Genomic DNA, 19435 nt, shown 5'->3' on the forward strand with positions numbered 1-19435 from the left:
TTTTTGTTATTTTGTAGCAAAACATGAAATTTAGGAGGACTTAAATGAAATTTTCACAATGTTTATATGAAAATGTAAAAGAAATTTGGAATTCTTATTATGAGCATCCTTTTGTAAAAGGAATAGGTGATGGTACTTTAGAAGTGGATAAATTTAAATACTATATGATTCAAGATTATCTTTACCTACTAGATTATGCTAAGGTTTATGCTTTAGGTGTAGTTAAAGCTGATACAGAAGAAAAAATGCAAGGATTTTCTAATATGGTTAGTGATACATTAAATGGTGAAATGAAAATCCATCGTTCTTATATGAAAAGGCTTGGAATTACTCAAGAAGAAATTGAAAATACTGAAATTTCACTTGCTAATATATCCTATACTCATTATATGCTTGCTGTTTCTCAAACTGGTACTTTAGCAGAACTTTCAGTTTCATTACTATCTTGTATGTGGAGCTATTTAGAAATTGGAAAATATTTAAGCAAAATACCAGGTTCTACAGAACATGAATTCTATGGAGAGTGGATAAAAGGTTATATTTCCAAAGAATATGAGAAATCGACTCAATGGGTTTTAGACTTAGTGGACGAGCTTACTAATGGTATATCTGAAAAGGAAATAAAAAAATTAACAGAAATATTTATAAATACTAGTAAGTATGAATATATGTTTTGGGATATGGCTTATAACAAGGGGATGTAATTTTTTATGCTAAAATTTTGTAATGTTGATTTTAAATATGACAATGATTTAAAACCTCTTATAGAAGATTTGAATTTTCATGTTAATAAGGGTGAATTTGTAAGTATAATAGGTCCAAGTGGTTGTGGAAAAAGCACTATATTTAGATTGATTTGCAGCCTTGAAAAAGCTTTTGGTGGAGATGTCTTTGTTAATGGAAGTAACATTAATAAATTGAAAGGGTATATAGGCTATATGCCTCAAAAAGATTTGCTAATACCTTGGAGAACTATTTCTCAGAATGCTTCTTTGCCAATGGAAGTAGGTGGTAAAACATCAAAGGAAGCCAAAAAGAAAGCAGAAGAGTATCTAGATGTTTTTGGCCTTGATAAATACAAAGACAAATATCCAAAGGATTTATCTGGTGGTATGAAACAAAGAGTTTCTTTTATTAGAACATTGCTTACTGGATCAGAGCTTATGCTTTTAGATGAGCCTTTTAGTGCATTAGATGCAATAACTAAAATTTCTATGCAGGAGTGGCTATTAACTCAGTGGTCCACTTTGAAAAAAACCATAGTATTTATAACGCACGATGTGGAAGAAGCTTTGTTTTTATCTAATAGAATATTTGTTGTTTCTGAAAAACCGATAACTAAATTAAAAGAAGTGACAGTTCCAATTGGTTATCCAAGAAATAGACATATGTTAAATAAAACTGAAATATTAAACATAAAAGAAGAGCTTGTAAATGAATTGAAACAGAGGATTGAATTATGAGAAAGTATAAATCATCAATAATTGTGAGTATTGTGTTTTTTGGAATATGGGAAGTTATTGCAAGATATATAAATGCTATGTACATATTACCTTCTCCAAGCAAGATTTTAGAGAAAATTTGGATATTAAAAGAGCCTTTATTTTTAGTTCATCTTCCAGCTACATTATTAGTTACCTTTATAGGTCTTTTAGTGTCAGTAGGTTTGGGGGTTTCTTTGGCTGTAATCATGAATTTAAGTGAAAAAATTCAAAAGGCAATATATCCTATTGTAGTAGTAACTCAAACTGTACCAATTACTGCTATAGCTCCAATATTTGTGCTTTGGTTTGGGTATACAATTTGGAGTAAAATCATAGTAACTATACTTATTACGTTTTTCCCTATAACTGTAAATGTGTATGATGGGCTTCGCTCTACTAGGAGAGAGATGGAAGAATTGTTAATTACTTATGGAGCCAGTAAAAAGGATATATTTATTAAATTAAAAATTCCTTCTGCTTTGCCATATTTTTTCTCTGCATTAAAAATATCTGTGCCTCTTAGTGTAATAGGTGCTGCTATTAGTGAGTGGCTTGGAGCTCAATCTGGTCTTGGATATTTTAGTAAGAGAATGATGACTCAGTTAGATGGTGCAGCTGTTTTTGCTCCAATAGTAATTTTATCTTTTGCTGCAATAATATTTGTTTTTATAATCAATGTTTTAGAAAATAAAATAGTTAAATGGAGGAATGAAGTATGAGAAAATTTAAATTTTTACCAGTGTTATTAGTAATAGTATGTTTTTTAGCTGCAGGCTGCTCTAATAAACAAGCTAATACAGAAGCAGAAGCTTCAAATAAATTAGAGGATGTAGATGTAGTTCTTGATTGGTATCCAAATGCGATACATAGTTTTATATATGTAGCGATGGAAAAAGGATATTTTAAAGAAGAAGGATTGAAGGTTAATATTAAATTTCCTGCTAATCCAACAGACCCAATGTCACTACCAGCAGCAGGAAAGGCTGATATAGGAATGTATTATCAACCTGATATAGTAATGGCAAGAGTTAATCAAAAGGTTCCAGTAAAATGTATTGGTTCTATAACTAAAACACCATTGAATGTTGTTATTTCTTTAAAAGATAAAAATATAAACACTCCAAAAGAATTATCAGGTAAAACTATTGGATTCTCAGGAAATCCTTTAAATGTAGAATACGTTAAGACTATGGTAGAGGCAGATGGTGGAGATCCAAATTCAGTAAAAATAATAGATGTAGGATTTGAATTATTATCATCAATGACTACAAAAAAAGTTGATGCAACTACTGGTGGACTTATAAATCATGAAGTGCCTGTTTTAATTCATCAAGGACATGAAGTAAATTATTTTGATCCAGCTCAATATGGAGTACCTAACTATTATGAAGAAGCTTTTGTTACAAGTGAAACAACTTTAAAGGAAAAACCTGAAACTTTAAAGTTGTTTATGAAAGCTTGTAAAAAAGGATTTGATTTTATGAAAGAAAATCCAGATGAAGCATTAAATATATTATTAGCAAATCAACAAAAGGATAGTTTCCCTCTTATAGAAGAAGTAGAAAAACAAAGCATGGATGTATTGCTTCCTAAAATGGAAATGAAAGACAAACCATTTTTAAAGCAAGAAAAGAAAGTTTGGGAAGATAATATAAATTGGTTGTATGAAAGAGGGCTTATAAAGGAAAAACCTAAAGCAGAAGATTGCTACGTAAACCTTTTGGATTAGCAATTTTCACAATTAAAAATAGTTAAAGATTTTTGAAATGAGACCTAGATATCGGATGTTAAAAAACTTATATCTAGGTTTTATTATGTTTAAAAATAAATTTATGATAGGAGACACATGTCTTGATGATGAACAGCAAAGTTATATAAAGTTCATCTTGAAAAATTCAAATCAAATTGAACACTATGTCATATTGCTTAACAGAATTTCAAAAACAGAATCAGGATTATCATTTTCTTTAAAGAAAGTGGATATGGAATCATTTATTGCAGAAGTTAGCAGTGAGTTAACTGCTCTGGCAATATCAAAACAAATAAAGGGTCAATATTATTTTTAGTTATTTATCATATAATTTGATTTTGTTATTATGATTGATAAATGATATATTTAAATTATATATTTAAATTATATAATATTTAGTAAATGGTATAAAAAATAGTGTCTATTTATATATATTAGCGGTAGATTGACAAAATACAAAGGAGAAAAAATGGAGGAAGTATATGAAAATAAAAAAAGTAAAGGGAAATACATTTTGTATTGATACTGGAATGACATATATACCTTTTTATAAAATTAATGATGAAGAAATTATTATGTTGGATTCAGGATGGGCACAAGGAGAGCGAGAAAAAATTGATGAATTTTTAGAAAAAAATAGTTTTAAAGTAGTTGGTATAGTATGCAGTCATGCACATATAGACCATATAGGAAACAATACACATTTTAAGAATAAATATAATTGCATTATTGTGATGCCAGCCTATGAGGCTTTTATTTGTAGTTCAATGGTAAATCTTAAACTTTATTATAGGAATCAGACATTATCATATGTAACAAAGCATTTTGGACATATGGTTTGCGAAACAGATATTATTATTGCTGATAATCAAGACAGTATATATGTGCACGGTATTAAATTTAAAATTCTTCATACTCCCGGACATAGTCCAGCTCATATATGTATTATTACTCCTGATGATGTTGCATATGTAGGAGATGCGCTTATAAGCTATGAAGTTATGGAAGGAGCAAAAATGCCTTATGCTTTTATACTTAAAGAGGACTTAAAAAGCAAAAAAAAGCTTTATGAATTAAAGTGCAGTAAATATATAGTAGCACATAAAGGACTGTATAATGATATTACAAAACTTATAGCTGATAATATAGAGTTTTATAAAAATAGAGCGACAAAAATATACAATCTGATAGATGGTGCTATGACAATAGAAGATATTATGAAGAGTGTTATTAAAAATTGGAATATTAGTGTAAAAAACATATATAAATATGAAGCAATAGAGAGAATATTAAGGCCTTATATTCAATATTTGAATGAAACTGGAATGATTGAGTTGATTTTACAAGATGGATTTCTTAAATACATAAAAAATGTTTAGCAATTAAAAAAGTATGGTAGTAATGTAAAAGAAAGTAAAGTTTGCTTATAAAGAAGAATAAACGAATAAAATTTCTTAAGAATTTTGAAGCTTGAGAATTTTTATTCGTTTATAGGAAAATTGTTATTGAACAAGGGTTAAAGTTATTTCTTCATAATAATTAGGCAAATATTATAGATTAGTTCCAGGTATAGCTACAAATTGATTGAGATTGACAGCAACAAATCTTTGACCATTCCAACGAAGATGTGTCTGGACAAAACCTAAAGTATCAGCATTATATATTCCAATAATTCTTTGTATTGAGTATAAATCATAAACACCATTTCTTTGAAAATCTATAGGGTAAAGTTCATTTATAGCAGATACCTGACCACAAATAGGTGATTTTAGCGTACCATTTTCATTGTAAATTTGCATAAGATAGGAATCCCCTTTATTTCGAATATCAATTGTAAACTTTTTATTCAGAGTTTTACTTATTACTTCAACCTGATAATTATCTTTATAGATTACATCGTAAAGATAGTAATCATTGAATAGTTCAAAATCAAAGAGTTTTTGAGTTTGATTATTAAGGAAGGAGTATACATAGAAAAATCCGTAACCGCCGCTTCCACCTGAATCGATACTTATTAAAATATCGTTTGCTTTGTCACTAGTAAAATTACCTAGAAAGATTGTTGGATTGTATCCGGAATTAATTTTTAATAAAATAGTATATAAATTTTTGGTTTTTCCATCTCTAATTACAACAGTAATATTATCTGCAAAGATTCCTTCAGGGCCATCTGGTTTGTTGCCATACAAAGATACTTTATCTGGTATTTTGTCACCATTTACATCGCCAAGTTTGGTGTCAAGCAAATATTTGTTTTGAAAAAAAGAATTTGGTTTTCGTGTTTTATGTGAGTTGCTTATGGTATAGTCTGAAAAAGTTCCCCAGTTTTCTATTCTGTTAAAATATGGATTAATGGAGTTAAAGTAAATTATTATTGGAGCATTGTCTAATTCAGGGTGAATACTAAAAAATTTTTTATCACCATATCTAATAGCTTCTAGAGCTAATGGCAATTCTCGTCTAAATATCGAGTTGCGTATAGCTGTTGTAGCTGATCCTAATTTACCATCTACATATAAGTATACATAAAAAACATATTTTTTTTCTATTTTAATCCACTCACCAAGAACTTCATCTCTCTTAGGACTAATCATATCATAAGCATATTTTAATCCAATGGTTAGAAAAAGTTCAGCAGTTATGTCAGAATGGGTAAGGGTATAGCGCCTAGATATAATAGGTTTTATAGGGGTAATTCCTTGTCTAAAATCCACTGAGAGTTTTTTAGGATTTAAGCTATTCATTTTATCCCTTCTTCAATAATATTTTACATAAAAATATTATATGAACGTTATGAGGAAGATGTTAACAAGTTTTTATTGGAGCATATTAGTCTGTAAAAATATATTTAGAAATTGAGTGGATAGAAGTAATATTTAAGTAAATATTTTTGATTAGTTAAAAACTAAAACTAGTTAGTGAATAATAAATGAAAAACTTGACCATAATATCTCTTAAAGGAGTGATATTATGGAAAATAAGAAAAAACTTTCAATGGCATTTATTGTACTCATGGCATTTACATTTATATTTGGGTATTATATAGGAACATATAAGGAAAGAAAAATAAACATTAACAATAACGACAAAACTGATAAAATAACTATAGATGTTAGTGGAGATGGTTTATCCCAAAGGGATAATTTGAATAAAGTTATTTCTAGTGAAGCTGAAATATTATTTGAAGTAGAATGTAATAATGAGGATGGATATATTATAGAAAGAAAAAGAAAAGCACAAGAAGAAAATATTTGTGGAAAAAATGGTATTCAGATTGAACAAAAATACAGTAATCAAAGATATAAATTAAAAAACATAACATCTTCACAAGTTGAAGTGATAAGAAAACCACTAAAATATAAGCCTAATAGATATGCACTTATTACAGAAAAAAATATAATTGTAATATGTAAAAGTGATGATAATGGAAATGTCTTTGATAATGAAGGAAATATTATAGAAAAAGAAGGTACTGGATTTAATGTCTATAACTTAGGAGTACAAGATATTAATAATATAATAAATGGAGATTCATCTATGCAGTTTGAAACTATTGAAAAATTGAATGATGGCATTAAAGATTTTGACATAAAATATGAAATACAAGAATAATTGTATTTCATATTTTTTATTTTAAGCGACTAAAGTAAACAAAATGACTAAATTTAGTGTAAACGACTAAACTATAGGAATATATCGTAATATAAATGTTATGATTTCTTGATAATTTGAGAGTAAAATGGTAAAGTATTATATGATTGAAAGTTAGTTATTTTGGGGGTCATCAATTTGTATGAATATATTAAAGGTATATATATAGGTATAAACAAAGATTATATAATACTAGAGAATAATGATATAGGGTATAAAATATATACATCAGGAAGTACTATGGCTAAAATGCCTAATATTAATGAAGTAGTTAAAATTTATCTTCAACAGATAGTAAGAGAAGATTTTATTGGGTTGTATGGTTTTTTAACTGAAGAAGAAAGAGATATGTTTAATTTACTTTTAACTATTAATGGTGTAGGGAGCAAGGCAACTTTATCGTTGCTATCTATAAGTAACATTAATAATCTTAAGTATGCTATTCTATCCAGTGATTATACTACTCTTACCAAGGCGCCAGGTATAGGGAAGAAAATAGCTCAAAGAATAATTTTAGAGCTTAAAGATAAATTAGGTAAATTAAGTGAAGGAGATATTCAAATTTCTGAAGAAATATCTGAAAAATTACAAAAGACAGATAGGAAACATGAAGAAGCATTACTTGCTCTTATATCTTTAGGTTTTTCTGAAAAAGAAGGAGAAAAAGTACTAAAAACTATAGATATGAATGGAAATTTAGAGGAAATTATTAAGGAAAGTTTAAAACATTTAATGAATTGAGGGGAATAATTTATGGAGGATAGAATTATTTCTGCTTCTTATAAAAATGAAGATAATGATATAGAATATTCATTAAGACCTAAAAGTTTAAATGAATATATAGGTCAAAAAAAAGTTAAAGAAAAGTTAAATATTTTTATAAAAGCAGCACAAAAAAGAAGAGAAGCACTTGATCATGTTCTTTTATATGGCCCACCAGGACTTGGAAAAACTACTTTAGCTAATATTATAGCAAGGGAAATGGGCGGTAACTTAAAGATAACATCAGGTCCCGCAATAGAAAGAGCAGGAGATTTAGCAGCTATACTTACAGGACTAAGCGATTATGATGTGTTGTTTATTGATGAAATTCATAGACTTAATCGAGCGGTAGAAGAGATATTATATCCAGCGATGGAGGATAATGCTCTTGACATAGTTATAGGCAAAGGTGCTGCTGCAAAATCTATAAGATTGGATTTGCCTAGATTTACTTTGATTGGTGCTACAACTAGAATAGGACTTTTAACATCTCCTTTGAGAGACCGATTTGGAGTGTTAAGTTCTATGGAATTTTATGAGGAAGAAGAACTAAAAGAAATTATATTAAGATCATCAAAAATTTTAAGAGTTGGGATTAAAGAAGATGCTGCTTTTGAAATAGCTAGAAGATCAAGAGGAACTCCAAGAATAGCAAATAGAATTTTAAAGAGAGTTAGAGATTATTGTGAAGTTAAGGGGAATGGAACAATTGATATTGAAACATCAAAAAATGCTTTAGAGCTTTTAGAAATTGATGAAGAAGGATTTGACAGAATAGATAATAGAATACTAGAAGCTATAATAGATAACTTTAAAGGCGGTCCTGTTGGATTAGAAACTTTAGCTTATTTTATAGGTGAAGAATTAGATACTATACAGGATGTTTATGAGCCATATTTACTTCAAAAAGGTTTTATAATTAGAATGCCAAGAGGAAGAAAAGCTACAGAAAAAGCATATAAGCATTTAAAAAGAATAAATAAATAAAATTGCATAAGAGGAGTGGACATATTGAAAGTTAAAGATTTTGATTATTATTTACCACAAGAATTAATTGCTCAACATCCAGCAGAAAAAAGGGATAAATCAAGATTAATGGTTGTAGATAAGAATACTGGAGAAATAGAGCATAAAATATTTAAGGATATAATTGATTATCTTAAACCAGGAGATTGTCTTGTACTTAATAATACAAGAGTTCTTCCAGCAAGACTTATTGGAGCGAAAGAGAATACTGGTGGCAAGATAGAGTTCTTACTACTTAAAAGAATTGATGAAAAAAAATGGGAAACTTTGGTCAAACCAGGTAAAAGAGCAAAAATAGGAAGTAGATTTGAATTTGGAGATGGTAAATTAAAAGCTGAAGTTAAATCTATGGGAGAAGACGGTAGTAGAATAGTAGAATTTGAATATGAAGGTATTTTTGAAGAAGTTTTAGATGAATTAGGACAGATGCCTCTTCCACCATATATTACTGAAAAATTGGAAGATAAAGAAAGATATCAAACAGTTTATTCAAAAGAACCGGGATCAGCAGCAGCGCCTACTGCTGGATTGCATTTCACAGAAGAACTTATGAAAAAGGTAAAAGAAAAGGGTGTTAAGATTGCTTTTTTAACTCTTCATGTAGGGCTTGGAACTTTTAGACCTGTAAAGGTAGAAAATATTCAAGAACACCATATGCATTCTGAATATTATACTATGTCAAAGGAAACAGCAGATACTATAAATGAAACAAAAGAAAATGGAGGTAGAATTATTGCAGTTGGAACAACCTCTTGTAGAACATTAGAAACTATTGGGAATGAAAATGGAAAGGTAAAAGAACAATCTGGATGGACTGATATTTTTATATATCCAGGATGTAAATTCAAAATAATAGACGCCTTAATTACTAATTTTCATTTACCACAATCAACACTATTAATGCTAGTAAGTGCTTTTTCTAGTAAAGAAATTATCATGAATGCTTATGAAAAAGCTGTAAGTGAAAAATATAGATTTTTTAGCTTTGGAGATTCAATGATTATAAAATAAGAATGTTAGAAACTAGCACACAGATAACGTATCTTAGTACATAGAATCTAAATAAGAGTTGAAGGGAGAAAAAAAGTGTTTAAGTTACATAAAAAGGAAGGAAATGCTAGACGAGGAGAGTTTATAACACCTCATGGTACAATACAGACACCTGTATTTATGAATGTTGGTACTTTGGCAGCCATTAAAGGTGCTGTATCAACTATGGATTTAAAGGATATAAGATGTCAGGTGGAATTATCAAATACTTATCATTTACATTTAAGACCAGGAGATAAAGTTGTAAATAAACTTGGTGGTATACATAAGTTTATGAATTGGGACAGACCAATACTTACAGATTCAGGTGGATTTCAAGTATTTTCTCTAGCAAAGTTTAGAAAAATAAAAGAAGAAGGAGTTTATTTTAGGTCGCATATAGATGGAAGAAAGATATTTATGGGACCAGAAGAGAGTATGCAGATTCAAAGCAACTTAGCGTCTACAATAGCTATGGCCTTTGATGAATGTATACCAAATCCTTCTCCAAGAGATTATGTTGTAAAATCTGTGGCAAGAACAACGAGATGGCTTGAAAGATGTAAAACTGAAATGGATAGGTTAAATTCTTTAGATGACACTATAAATAAAAAGCAAATGCTGTTTGGAATAAATCAAGGTGGAGTTTATAAAGATATAAGAATACAACATGCTAAGGAAATTGCAAAACTGGATTTGGATGGTTATGCAATAGGAGGGCTTGCTGTAGGAGAAACTCACGAAGAAATGTATAAAACAATAGAAGCTGTGGAACCATATCTTCCTTCAAATAAACCTAGATATTTAATGGGAGTAGGTATTCCAAGTAATATTTTAGAAGCGGTAGAAAGAGGAGTTGACTTTTTTGACTGTGTTTTACCAGCAAGAAATGGAAGGCATGGACATTTGTTTACTAAATATGGTAAAATAAATCTAATGAATGCAAAATTTGAGTTGGATGATAGACCTATAGATGAAGGTTGTCAATGTCCAGCATGTCAACATTATACAAGAGCATATATAAGACATTTATTTAAAGCAAAAGAAATGCTTGCCATGAGATTGTGTGTTCTTCATAATTTGTATTTTTACAATAAGCTTATGGAGGATATAAGAGATGCACTAGACGAAGGAAGATTTAAAGATTTTAAAGCTCAGAAACTAGAAGAATGGGGTGGAAGAGCTTAAAAGATGGAGGGAGGTGAGAGCATGCCACAAAATGCTAGTATTATTTCAACAATAATACCATTTGTCCTTATGATAGCAATATTTTACATAATAATTTTGGTGCCTGAAAAAAAGAGAAAAAAGAAATATGCTGCTATGGTAGAAGGATTAAGAGTGAATGATAAAATCATGACAAAAGGCGGAATTATAGGAAAGATTACAAGAATTCATGATGACTTTGTTGTGTTAGAATCAGGTCCAGATAAATCTAAAATAAAGCTTAGCAAAAATGGTATAGCTTCGGTTTTCGATGAGACTTTAAATGAAGAAAAATAAAAGGACTTACTGTAATAAAACATCCTCTATCTACATAAATATTAGTAGATAGGAGGTGCTTTTATTGGGGGAAAAAGGAGACATAATATATATTGGTGAAGGATTAGTAAGAGGATTTTTTTTGACTTTAGTATTATTACTGGTATATGCTGTTGCAACATCGTTTGTAAATGCAAATACAGTTGTTGATTCTATATATAAAGTAGTAATAACTGCATTAGGTGTTATGTATGGAACTGTATACGCTGTAAAAAAGATAAAAAGAAAAGGGTGGCTAACAGGATTAATAGTTGCATTATTATATATGTTAGTTATTTATGTTATATCAGTAGTTAATGGTAGACAATTTACTATATCCGCATATGGAATACTTAGAATTGTTCTTGCTATTTTTGTAGGAATACTTTCTGGTATGCTGGGAATAAATATGTAAAATTACTTTATTTAAATAAAAATATATGATATACTTTACAAGTAATTTGATAATAGAATTGGAGGAATAGACATGAAGCATATAAAAACTATAAACAAAAAAAATATAAAAGAAAGTTTAAATAAACCAGGATGCAAAGAATGTGCAAATTCTTGCCAGTCAGCATGTAAAACATCTTGTACAGTTGCAAATTTAGCTTGTGAAAATTAATATAAAAATTAAGCAGTAACTTTGGTTACTGCTTTATATTTGTTTAAGGAGGAAAAAAAATTGGCATTAATTCATAAATTTATTCAAGACGGTGAATATTTCATAATAGATGTAAATACTGGATCTGTACATATTGTAGATGAGATTGTTTATGATCTACTTAACGATGATAGACTTTTATCAAAAAAAGAACTTATTGAGCAATATAAGGACAAGTATAAAAAAGAAGAAATAGAAGAAGTATATGATGAAATAAAGGAACTTGTAGATGAAGAATTACTTTATTCAAAGGATTTGTATGAGGATATAGCTAGGAAAAATGAAGATACTCCTAACTACATAAAAGCTTTATGTTTAAATATAACTCATGACTGTAATTTAAGATGTAAATATTGTTTTGCAGATGAAGGTGCTTACCATGGAATGAGAAAAGTTATGTTACCTCAAATTGGAAAAAAAGCGCTTGATTATGTAATAGAGCATAGTGGACCTAGAAGAAATATAGAGGTTGATTTATTTGGTGGAGAGCCAATGATGGCTATGAAGGAAATAAAAGAAATTGTTGCTTATGCAAGAGAACAGGAAAAAATACATAATAAAGTTATAAGGTTCACGATGACTACTAATGCTACTTTGCTTAATGATGAAATAATGGAATACATGGATAAAGAAATGGGAAATATAGTATTAAGTATAGATGGAAGAAAAAATGTAAATGATAATGTAAGAATAAGAGTAGATGGAAGCGGAACTTACGATAACATTTTACCTAAAATAAAAAAAATGGTAGAAAAGAGAGATAAGTCAAAGTTATATTATGTAAGAGGTACTTTTACAAGAGCAAATTTAGATTTTTTTGAAGATGTAAAACATTTTGCAGATTTAGGATTTAAAGAAATATCAGTAGAACCAGTAGTCCTTCCAAATGAACATCCTTTGTCTATAAGAGAGAAAGATTTACCAGAAATATTTGACAATTATGACAAACTATATAAAGAAATGTTAACAAGATACAGAGAAGGAAGAGAATTTAAGTTTTATCATTTTAATATAGATCTTCAGGGTGGACCATGTGTATATAAAAGAATATCTGGTTGTGGTGCTGGACACGAATATATAGCAGTAACACCGGATGGAGATATATATCCATGTCACCAATTTGTAGGGAATGAAAAATTTAAAATGGGTACTATTTTTGATGAGGATGATAAAATAAATTGGAATATATCAAAAGAATTTAAAGCTGCCCATATATATAACAAGCCAATGTGTAAAGAATGTTGGGCGAGATTTTATTGTAGCGGAGGATGTCAAGCTAATAACTATAATTTCAATAATGATATGCATGTTCCGTATGAAATTGGATGTGTAATGCAAAAGAAAAGAATTGAATGTGCAATAGCTTTAAAAGCTAAAATGATGGAGAAATAATCATATAATTGCATGATATTGACTAGTAATTTTAAAAGTAATATAATTAGTATAATTATGACTACAAAATGCGGCAAAGGGGGATTAAAATGAGGAACTCAAGAAACAGTAAGTCTAATAAATCTAAGAGTACTGTAATGTTCATCTTGGTATTATTGATTGTTGGTGCATTAGCTTATACAGGAGCTTTTGGAATTAACAATATTTTTGGATATAGAGTAAAGTCTTTTGAACAAGCTATAAATAAAGGACTTGATCTTCAAGGTGGTATTTCTGTATTGGAAGAACTTCAAGCTGAAAATATAGATAATGAAACTATTGAAAGAACAAAAGAATTATTATCTATGAGAATTAACCCAGAAGGTGTAAAGGAAATATCAATTACAAGAGAAGGTAGTAACAGAATAAGAATAGAAATACCAGGAGAATTTGATGCTAAAAAAGTTTTAGAAACTATAGGTAAAACTGGTAAACTTGAGTTTAAGGGACCAGATGGAAAAGTTATTTTAACAGGTAAAGATATTAAGAATGCTAAAGCTTATTTAGATGAGATGAGTAAGCCTACAATAAGTCTTGATCTTAATCAAGAAGGAACAGGTAAATTTGCTGAAGGTACTCAAAAGTTTTTGGGTAAGGAGATAGGCATTTACATGGATGGCGATTTGCTTACTAATCCAACAGTTCAAAGTGTTATAACAAATGGTAAAGCTACAATTACTGGAAGTTCAAGCTTGGAAGAAGCAAATCGTAAAGCAAACATAATAAAATCAGGTGCTTTGCCTGTTACTCTTGAAGCAGTTGAATTTAAAACAGTAGGAGCAACTTTAGGTGCAAATGCACTTCCATTAAGTATGAAAGCAGGTGCTATGGGAATAGGGTTAGTGCTGCTATTTATGTTAATTTATTATAGAGGTCCTGGAATAATGGCAAGTATAGCGTTAGTATTTTATGTTGTAATAGTTCTTTTAGCATTTTCAGTAACAGGAGTTACATTAACGTTATCAGGTATAGCAGGATTCTTGCTTACAGTTGGTATGGCGGTAGATGCTAATGTTCTTATATTTGAAAGAATTAAAGAAGAAATGAAAATAGGAAAGACTATAAAAAATGCTACAGAAACAGGATTTAATAGAGCATTATCTTCTATACTTGACTCAAATATAACAACTATTATTGCTGGTATTGTTTTGTATTCATTAGGGTCAGGTTCGGTAAAAGGATTCGCACTTACACTTATGATAGGTATAGTGCTTAGTATATTTACTGCTCTTACAGTTACAAAATTCTTACTTAAATTGGGAACTGAAATGGGTTTGTTAAGTGATGCTTCTCATTTTGGTGTTAAAAGGGGGTAAGTAATATGCTAAAGATTATAGAAAAAACAAAATTATGGTTTGCAATATCATTAATTATAATAATTATAGGTATGGGTTCTTTAGTGACTAAGGGATTAAATTTTGGTATAGATTTTAAAGGTGGTACTTTAGTTACCATAGAAATGGGAAAAGATTTTAACCAAAAACAAAAAGAAGATGTTGAAAAAATTATTAAAAAATATGATTCTGATGCAATAACTAACATAGCAAATACAACTCAACTAGACATAAAAAGTAATAAATTGGATAGTGACGATGTAGATAAAGTTTTTAAAAAAATAAAAGAAACTTACAAAAAAGAAGATATAGAGTTGATATCTCAGAGTAAAGTAGGACCTTCTATTGGTACTGAGTTAAAGCAAAAAGCAGTTAAAGCTATAATAGTTGCAGCTGTAGCAATGCTTATATATATAGCTATAAGATTTGAATTTAAATTTGGTATAGCAGCTATAGTTGCGTTAATACATGATATTTTAATAACTTTAAGTGTGTATGCTGTCTTTAAAGTTCCAGTGAATTCACCATTTGTAGCAGCGATGCTTACAATATTAGGTTATTCTATAAATGATACTATAGTTATATTTGATAGAATAAGAGAAAACACGAGGAAGATGAGAGGGAGAAAGATAGAAGAAATTGCTAATGCAAGTATAAGTCAAACATTGACAAGATCTATAAATACAGTTATAACTACTTTATTTACAATAGTGGCAGTTAATGTGTTTGTACCTTCTGTTAGAGAATTTACTTTCCCTATTATAATTGGTATATTATCAGGAGCCTATTCATCAATATTTATAGCAAGTCCTGTTTGGGTAATGTTAAAGAAAAATGTAAAAAAAGCATTATAATCAATATTATAAATTTAATCTGGAGTGAAAGCTCTGGATTTTTTTTATTTGGAAATAAAAAAAATTTGTAATAATTAAGAATTTAACTTATAATATAATTTGCTTCCTATAAACTTTGGAGGAATATATATGAAAAAATATCTTAATTATAAAAATTGTGTCAATTTAATAAATATGCATGATTCATCTCTTTTAAAGGGAATAGATGAAGCAATTAAAAGAATTGCAAAAGCCGTTAATGAGAGAGAAAAAATAGTTATTTATGGTTCCTGTGATGTTGATGGTATAGTAAGTGTTTCACTACTTATCTTAATGTTAAAATATTTAAATGCAGATGTTGAATATTATATACCTGATAGTATTTATGAAGATAAGATTTTTAATGCAGATGTAATAGAAAATCATATTAAATTATTAGGTGCAAGTCTTATTATAACGGTAGGCTGCGGTATGAATTCTTTTAAAGAGGTAGAATTATGTAAAAAATTAAAAATAGATACAATCATTACTGATTGCCATAAATCAAATACATTAATACCTAATACTATAGTAATTAATCCTAAGCAAGATGAGTGCGAATATCCATTTAAAGAATTAAATGCTGTGGGAATAGCTTTTAAACTAGCTTCTAGTGTGGCAGAACATTATCATGTACAATGTATTGAAAAATATTTGGACTTAGTTGCAATTGGTATAGCTTCAAGTAATGTACCTTTGGTTGGAGAGAACAAATTTATGATAGAAAAGGGCATGGTTTGTTTATCGAATACAAACAATTATGGTATTAATGCAATAACTAAAATTAATAATATAGTTACCATTGATTATGCTGCTTTAACAAAATTGGTTAATATTGTTATGCCTAGAGTGAATGCAGTTGGAAGAATGGATGATGCTAAAATAGCTGTAGAACTATTTACAACAACTGATTATGAAAGGGCAGAAAGAATAGCAAAATATATAAACAAGACAATTGAATATGATTATAAAAAAATTAATTATAAATATTAGGGGGAATTTAAGTGGATTTAAAAGAAAGCATAAGAGTTATTGAAGATTTTCCAAAAGATGGAATAAGTTTTAAAGACGTTACTACACTTTTAAAAAATGGTGAAGTATTTAAGGAAACTACAGATAAGTTAGTTGAATATTTAAGGGATAAAAATATAGATATAGTTGTTGGACCAGAAGCAAGAGGATTTTTATTTGGTGCTCCAGTTGCTTATGCATTAGGTGTTGGATTTGTTCCAATAAGAAAAGAAGGAAAGCTTCCAGGTGAAACTATATCAGTTGAATATGACTTAGAATATGGAACTGATATTATAGAAATGCATAAGGATGCAATTAAACCTGGACAAAGAGTTGCAATAGTAGATGATTTGTTAGCAACAGGTGGAACTGTAGAAGCAGCTGTTAAGCTTATTGAAAAAGCTGCTGGAGAAGTAGTAAGTATAGATTTTGTTATAGAGTTAACAGATTTAAAAGGAAAAGATAAGTTAAAAGGCTATGATGTTATATCTTTAGTACAATATAATGTATAATATTTAAATAAAAAAATGCTTACTGAGAAACAGTAAGTTTTTTTATTAGTCAAGTTTATCTCATATTCAATAAGGTTATTATTGCAAATTTCTATAGCGTATTATATAATATTTATAAAAAATCATGGCTGGTTAAAAACCAGCTTTTAATTTTGGGAGAGTATTTGTATGCTTGATGATTTATTAGAAAAGATATATAAAAATTGTAATAATGTTGATAAAGAATTTATTAATAAAGCTTATAATTATGCTAAAAACGCTCATAAAACTCAAAAAAGAATCTCAGGTGAACCGTATATAGTTCACCCAGTTCAAGTTGCATGTATTTTAGCAGAAATGGGTCTGGATGAAAATACTATTGCTTCGAGTTTATTACATGATGTTATTGAGGATACAGAATTTACATTCAAGGACATAGAAAAAGAATTTAATACTGAAGTAGCTAATTTAGTTGAAGGTGTAACTAAATTAGGTAAAATTCAGTATAGGACAAAAGAAGAGCAGCAAGCTGAAAATGTTAGGAAAATGCTGTTAGCAATGACTAAAGATATAAGGGTTATACTAATTAAGCTTGCTGATAGACTTCATAATATGAGAACGTTAAAGTACATGTCTGTTGACAAACAAAAAGAGAAAGCTAAGGAAACTCTTGATATATATGCACCACTTGCCCATAGACTTGGTATTTCAAAAATAAAATGGGAACTTGAAGATTTAGCATTAAGATATATGAATCCAAACCAATATTATGAATTGGTTAGAACGGTAGCAGAAAAAAGAAACGAAAGAGAAGAATATATAAGAAAAATAATAAATGAATTGAATATGAAGCTTTTGAGTGCGGGGATTGAAACTGATATTGGTGGAAGACCAAAGCATTTTTATAGTATATACAGAAAAATGGTTATAAAAAATAAGATGATAGATCAAATATATGATTTAACAGCTGTTAGAATTTTAGTTAATGATGTAAGAGACTGTTATGCAGCATTAGGTATAGTTCATACAATGTATAAGCCTATACCAGGAAGGTTTAAAGACTATATAGCTATGCCTAAGCCTAATATGTACCAGTCGCTACATTCAACTGTAATAGGACCTCAGGGGAAGCCTTTTGAAATTCAAATAAGAACTTATCAAATGCACAATACAGCTGAGTATGGAATTGCAGCTCATTGGAAGTATAAAGAAGGCAAATCTAATGAGAATGAGAAAGATTTTGAAACAAAATTAACATGGCTTAGAGAAGTAATAGAATGGCAAAGAGAAACTTCTACTCCAGAAGAATTTATGGAAAACTTTAAAATAGATATGTTTTCGGATGAAGTTTTTGTTTTTACACCTAAGGGGAAGGTTATTAATCTTCCATATGATTCCACACCTATTGATTTTGCTTATAGAATACATACTGATGTAGGACATAAATGTATAGGCGCAAAGGTTAATAGTAAAATAGTACCGCTAGATTATCATTTGAAAACTGGTGAAATAGTGGATGTTTTAACTTCATCTTCACCAAAAGGACCAAGTATAGATTGGCTCAATATAACAAAAAGTAATCAGGCAAAAACGAAAATTAAAGCATGGTTTAAGAAAGAAAAAAGACATGAAAACATTGAAAAAGGAAAAGAATTAATTGATAAGGAATGTAAGCGACAGGGAACTAACTTTGGAAAAGTAGCAAAAGGAGAGGTGTTGGAAAAACTATTAAAAAAATATAATATTAATAGTTTAGATGATTTATATGTTGCTGTAAGTATTGGTTCATTAAACCCAGCATCTGTGGTGAACAAATTAATATCATTTTCTAATGGTAACCAGCAAGAAAAAGAAGAAACCAATGTAGAGGAATTAAAAGAACAATTAAAACAAACAGCTAAAGCATATAAAAAAGATAAGTCTCCAGGGGTTAAAGTTAAAAATATAGATAATGTACTTGTTAGATTTGCAAAATGTTGTAATCCTGTACCAGGTGATCGCATTATTGGATATATTACAAAAGGAAGAGGAGTATCTGTTCATAGACAGGATTGCCAAAATATAAACAATTTGATTTTAGAAGATAGTAGTAGAATTATAGATGTAGCATGGGAAAATCAGCCTTCAAGGAAGTCTGAGTATATTACAGAAATTGAAGTTAGAGCAGAAGATAAACAAGGATTACTTACAGGATTGATGGAAGCAATTATAGAGACAAAAATTGATTTATATGCTATAAATGCTAAAACAATTAAATCTAAAGTTGTAATAGTTACTATAAAGATTAGAGTATCAAATATTGAAAGGCTAAAAGAAGTAATGAGAAAAATGAGAAAAATAGATGGAGTTATAGCAGTATACAGAACTAAAAATTAATTATTTAAGTTCTGTATACTGCAGTTTAAAGTT

21 protein-coding genes and 1 pseudogene are annotated in these 19435 nt (G+C 29.0%); 20 read left to right on the plus strand and 2 right to left on the minus strand.

Annotated elements, in window-relative coordinates; all coding sequences use genetic code 11:
• Positions 1–44 precede the first annotated feature (44 nt).
• The 6 genes from tenA to OW763_RS04485 all read left to right on the plus strand — a co-directional run bounded on the left by tenA (position 45) and on the right by OW763_RS04485 (position 4613).
• Complete coding sequence (gene tenA, locus OW763_RS04460; protein WP_268039884.1) at positions 45–704, plus strand: thiaminase II; 660 nt, start codon at positions 45–47, stop codon at positions 702–704.
• A 6-nt stretch (positions 705–710) separates the two neighbouring features.
• Positions 711–1463: an ABC transporter ATP-binding protein gene (locus OW763_RS04465; RefSeq protein WP_268039885.1), complete on the plus strand. Its 753-nt coding sequence runs from the start codon at positions 711–713 to the stop codon at positions 1461–1463.
• Complete coding sequence (locus tag OW763_RS04470; RefSeq protein WP_268039886.1) at positions 1460–2203, plus strand: ABC transporter permease; 744 nt, start codon at positions 1460–1462, stop codon at positions 2201–2203. Before OW763_RS04465 ends, OW763_RS04470 begins: the two co-directional genes overlap by 4 nt.
• Positions 2200–3213 carry an ABC transporter substrate-binding protein gene (locus OW763_RS04475; RefSeq protein WP_268039887.1) on the plus strand — a complete coding sequence of 338 codons (1014 nt, stop codon included), beginning with the start codon at positions 2200–2202 and terminating at the stop codon, positions 3211–3213. Before OW763_RS04470 ends, OW763_RS04475 begins: the two co-directional genes overlap by 4 nt.
• A 55-nt stretch (positions 3214–3268) precedes the next feature.
• Positions 3269–3550, plus strand: coding sequence for an ATP-binding protein (locus OW763_RS04480; protein ID WP_268039888.1), 282 nt, complete (start codon positions 3269–3271; stop codon positions 3548–3550).
• A 166-nt stretch (positions 3551–3716) separates the two neighbouring features.
• Positions 3717–4613, plus strand: coding sequence for an MBL fold metallo-hydrolase (locus OW763_RS04485; protein ID WP_268039889.1), 897 nt, complete (start codon positions 3717–3719; stop codon positions 4611–4613).
• 171 nt (positions 4614–4784) lie between these two features.
• On the opposite strand, the gene OW763_RS04490 is transcribed toward OW763_RS04485, so the two are convergent.
• Positions 4785–5534: a VCBS repeat-containing protein gene (locus tag OW763_RS04490; RefSeq protein WP_268040628.1), complete on the minus strand. Its 750-nt coding sequence runs from the start codon at positions 5532–5534 to the stop codon at positions 4785–4787.
• Positions 5532–5978 (minus strand): annotated as a pseudogene (locus tag OW763_RS04495) (staygreen family protein); the annotation flags it as partial. The gene OW763_RS04490 and the pseudogene OW763_RS04495, both read right to left, overlap by 3 nt.
• A 226-nt stretch (positions 5979–6204) precedes the next feature.
• Between OW763_RS04495 and OW763_RS04500 the strand changes: the two are divergent.
• From OW763_RS04500 to OW763_RS04565, 14 genes are all read left to right on the plus strand, one after another.
• Positions 6205–6846 carry a hypothetical protein gene (locus OW763_RS04500; protein ID WP_268039890.1) on the plus strand — a complete coding sequence of 214 codons (642 nt, stop codon included), beginning with the start codon at positions 6205–6207 and terminating at the stop codon, positions 6844–6846.
• Positions 6847–7023: 177 nt separating this feature from the next.
• A complete protein-coding gene (gene ruvA, locus OW763_RS04505; protein ID WP_268039891.1) occupies positions 7024–7626 on the plus strand; it encodes a Holliday junction branch migration protein RuvA in 603 nt (200 codons plus the stop codon).
• Positions 7627–7638: 12 nt separating this feature from the next.
• Entirely contained in the window at positions 7639–8634 is a 996-nt protein-coding gene (ruvB, locus tag OW763_RS04510) for a Holliday junction branch migration DNA helicase RuvB (RefSeq protein ID WP_268039892.1), read from the plus strand.
• Positions 8635–8658: 24 nt separating this feature from the next.
• On the plus strand, positions 8659–9684 hold the full coding sequence (gene queA, locus OW763_RS04515) for a tRNA preQ1(34) S-adenosylmethionine ribosyltransferase-isomerase QueA (RefSeq protein WP_268039893.1): 1026 nt from the start codon (positions 8659–8661) through the stop codon (positions 9682–9684).
• A 75-nt stretch (positions 9685–9759) separates the two neighbouring features.
• Positions 9760–10890, plus strand: coding sequence for a tRNA guanosine(34) transglycosylase Tgt (tgt, locus tag OW763_RS04520; RefSeq protein ID WP_268039894.1), 1131 nt, complete (start codon positions 9760–9762; stop codon positions 10888–10890).
• Between the two features lie 21 nt (positions 10891–10911).
• Complete coding sequence (gene yajC / locus OW763_RS04525) at positions 10912–11205, plus strand: preprotein translocase subunit YajC (RefSeq protein WP_268039895.1); 294 nt, start codon at positions 10912–10914, stop codon at positions 11203–11205.
• Positions 11206–11260: 55 nt separating this feature from the next.
• On the plus strand, positions 11261–11638 hold the full coding sequence (locus tag OW763_RS04530; RefSeq protein ID WP_268039896.1) for a TIGR04086 family membrane protein: 378 nt from the start codon (positions 11261–11263) through the stop codon (positions 11636–11638).
• 72 nt (positions 11639–11710) lie between these two features.
• Positions 11711–11848, plus strand: a complete 138-nt coding sequence (gene scfA / locus OW763_RS04535; protein ID WP_003375041.1) for a six-cysteine ranthipeptide SCIFF — start codon at positions 11711–11713, stop codon at positions 11846–11848.
• A 60-nt stretch (positions 11849–11908) separates the two neighbouring features.
• On the plus strand, positions 11909–13279 hold the full coding sequence (gene scfB / locus OW763_RS04540; RefSeq protein WP_268039897.1) for a thioether cross-link-forming SCIFF peptide maturase: 1371 nt from the start codon (positions 11909–11911) through the stop codon (positions 13277–13279).
• Between the two features lie 89 nt (positions 13280–13368).
• Complete coding sequence (gene secD, locus OW763_RS04545; RefSeq protein WP_268039898.1) at positions 13369–14634, plus strand: protein translocase subunit SecD; 1266 nt, start codon at positions 13369–13371, stop codon at positions 14632–14634.
• Between the two features lie 5 nt (positions 14635–14639).
• On the plus strand, positions 14640–15506 hold the full coding sequence (gene secF / locus OW763_RS04550; RefSeq protein ID WP_268039899.1) for a protein translocase subunit SecF: 867 nt from the start codon (positions 14640–14642) through the stop codon (positions 15504–15506).
• A 129-nt stretch (positions 15507–15635) separates the two neighbouring features.
• On the plus strand, positions 15636–16517 hold the full coding sequence (locus OW763_RS04555) for a DHH family phosphoesterase (protein WP_268039900.1): 882 nt from the start codon (positions 15636–15638) through the stop codon (positions 16515–16517).
• An 11-nt stretch (positions 16518–16528) separates the two neighbouring features.
• Positions 16529–17047: an adenine phosphoribosyltransferase gene (locus tag OW763_RS04560; RefSeq protein WP_268039901.1), complete on the plus strand. Its 519-nt coding sequence runs from the start codon at positions 16529–16531 to the stop codon at positions 17045–17047.
• Positions 17048–17215: 168 nt separating this feature from the next.
• On the plus strand, positions 17216–19402 hold the full coding sequence (locus tag OW763_RS04565) for a RelA/SpoT family protein (protein WP_268039902.1): 2187 nt from the start codon (positions 17216–17218) through the stop codon (positions 19400–19402).
• Positions 19403–19435: the final 33 nt, after the last annotated feature.

Source organism: Clostridium aestuarii, assembly GCF_026735135.1.
In the GTDB taxonomy this organism is placed as follows: domain Bacteria; phylum Bacillota; class Clostridia; order Clostridiales; family Clostridiaceae; genus Clostridium_H; species Clostridium_H aestuarii.

What these genes read in the sequence shown, in the direction of transcription:
- scfA (WP_003375041.1), top strand. Translation starts at nt 11,711, where the DNA reads ATGAAGCATATAAAAACTATAAACAAAAAAAATATAAAAGAAAGTTTA.
- OW763_RS04500 (WP_268039890.1), top strand. Translation starts at nt 6,205, where the DNA reads ATGGAAAATAAGAAAAAACTTTCAATGGCATTTATTGTACTCATGGCA.
- yajC (WP_268039895.1), top strand. Translation starts at nt 10,912, where the DNA reads ATGCCACAAAATGCTAGTATTATTTCAACAATAATACCATTTGTCCTT.
- secD (WP_268039898.1), top strand. Translation starts at nt 13,369, where the DNA reads ATGAGGAACTCAAGAAACAGTAAGTCTAATAAATCTAAGAGTACTGTA.
- OW763_RS04470 (WP_268039886.1), top strand. Translation starts at nt 1,460, where the DNA reads ATGAGAAAGTATAAATCATCAATAATTGTGAGTATTGTGTTTTTTGGA.
- OW763_RS04555 (WP_268039900.1), top strand. Translation starts at nt 15,636, where the DNA reads ATGAAAAAATATCTTAATTATAAAAATTGTGTCAATTTAATAAATATG.
- OW763_RS04475 (WP_268039887.1), top strand. Translation starts at nt 2,200, where the DNA reads ATGAGAAAATTTAAATTTTTACCAGTGTTATTAGTAATAGTATGTTTT.
- secF (WP_268039899.1), top strand. Translation starts at nt 14,640, where the DNA reads ATGCTAAAGATTATAGAAAAAACAAAATTATGGTTTGCAATATCATTA.
- ruvB (WP_268039892.1), top strand. Translation starts at nt 7,639, where the DNA reads ATGGAGGATAGAATTATTTCTGCTTCTTATAAAAATGAAGATAATGAT.
- OW763_RS04465 (WP_268039885.1), top strand. Translation starts at nt 711, where the DNA reads ATGCTAAAATTTTGTAATGTTGATTTTAAATATGACAATGATTTAAAA.
- OW763_RS04565 (WP_268039902.1), top strand. Translation starts at nt 17,216, where the DNA reads ATGCTTGATGATTTATTAGAAAAGATATATAAAAATTGTAATAATGTT.
- OW763_RS04480 (WP_268039888.1), top strand. Translation starts at nt 3,269, where the DNA reads ATGTTAAAAAACTTATATCTAGGTTTTATTATGTTTAAAAATAAATTT.
- OW763_RS04485 (WP_268039889.1), top strand. Translation starts at nt 3,717, where the DNA reads ATGAAAATAAAAAAAGTAAAGGGAAATACATTTTGTATTGATACTGGA.
- tenA (WP_268039884.1), top strand. Translation starts at nt 45, where the DNA reads ATGAAATTTTCACAATGTTTATATGAAAATGTAAAAGAAATTTGGAAT.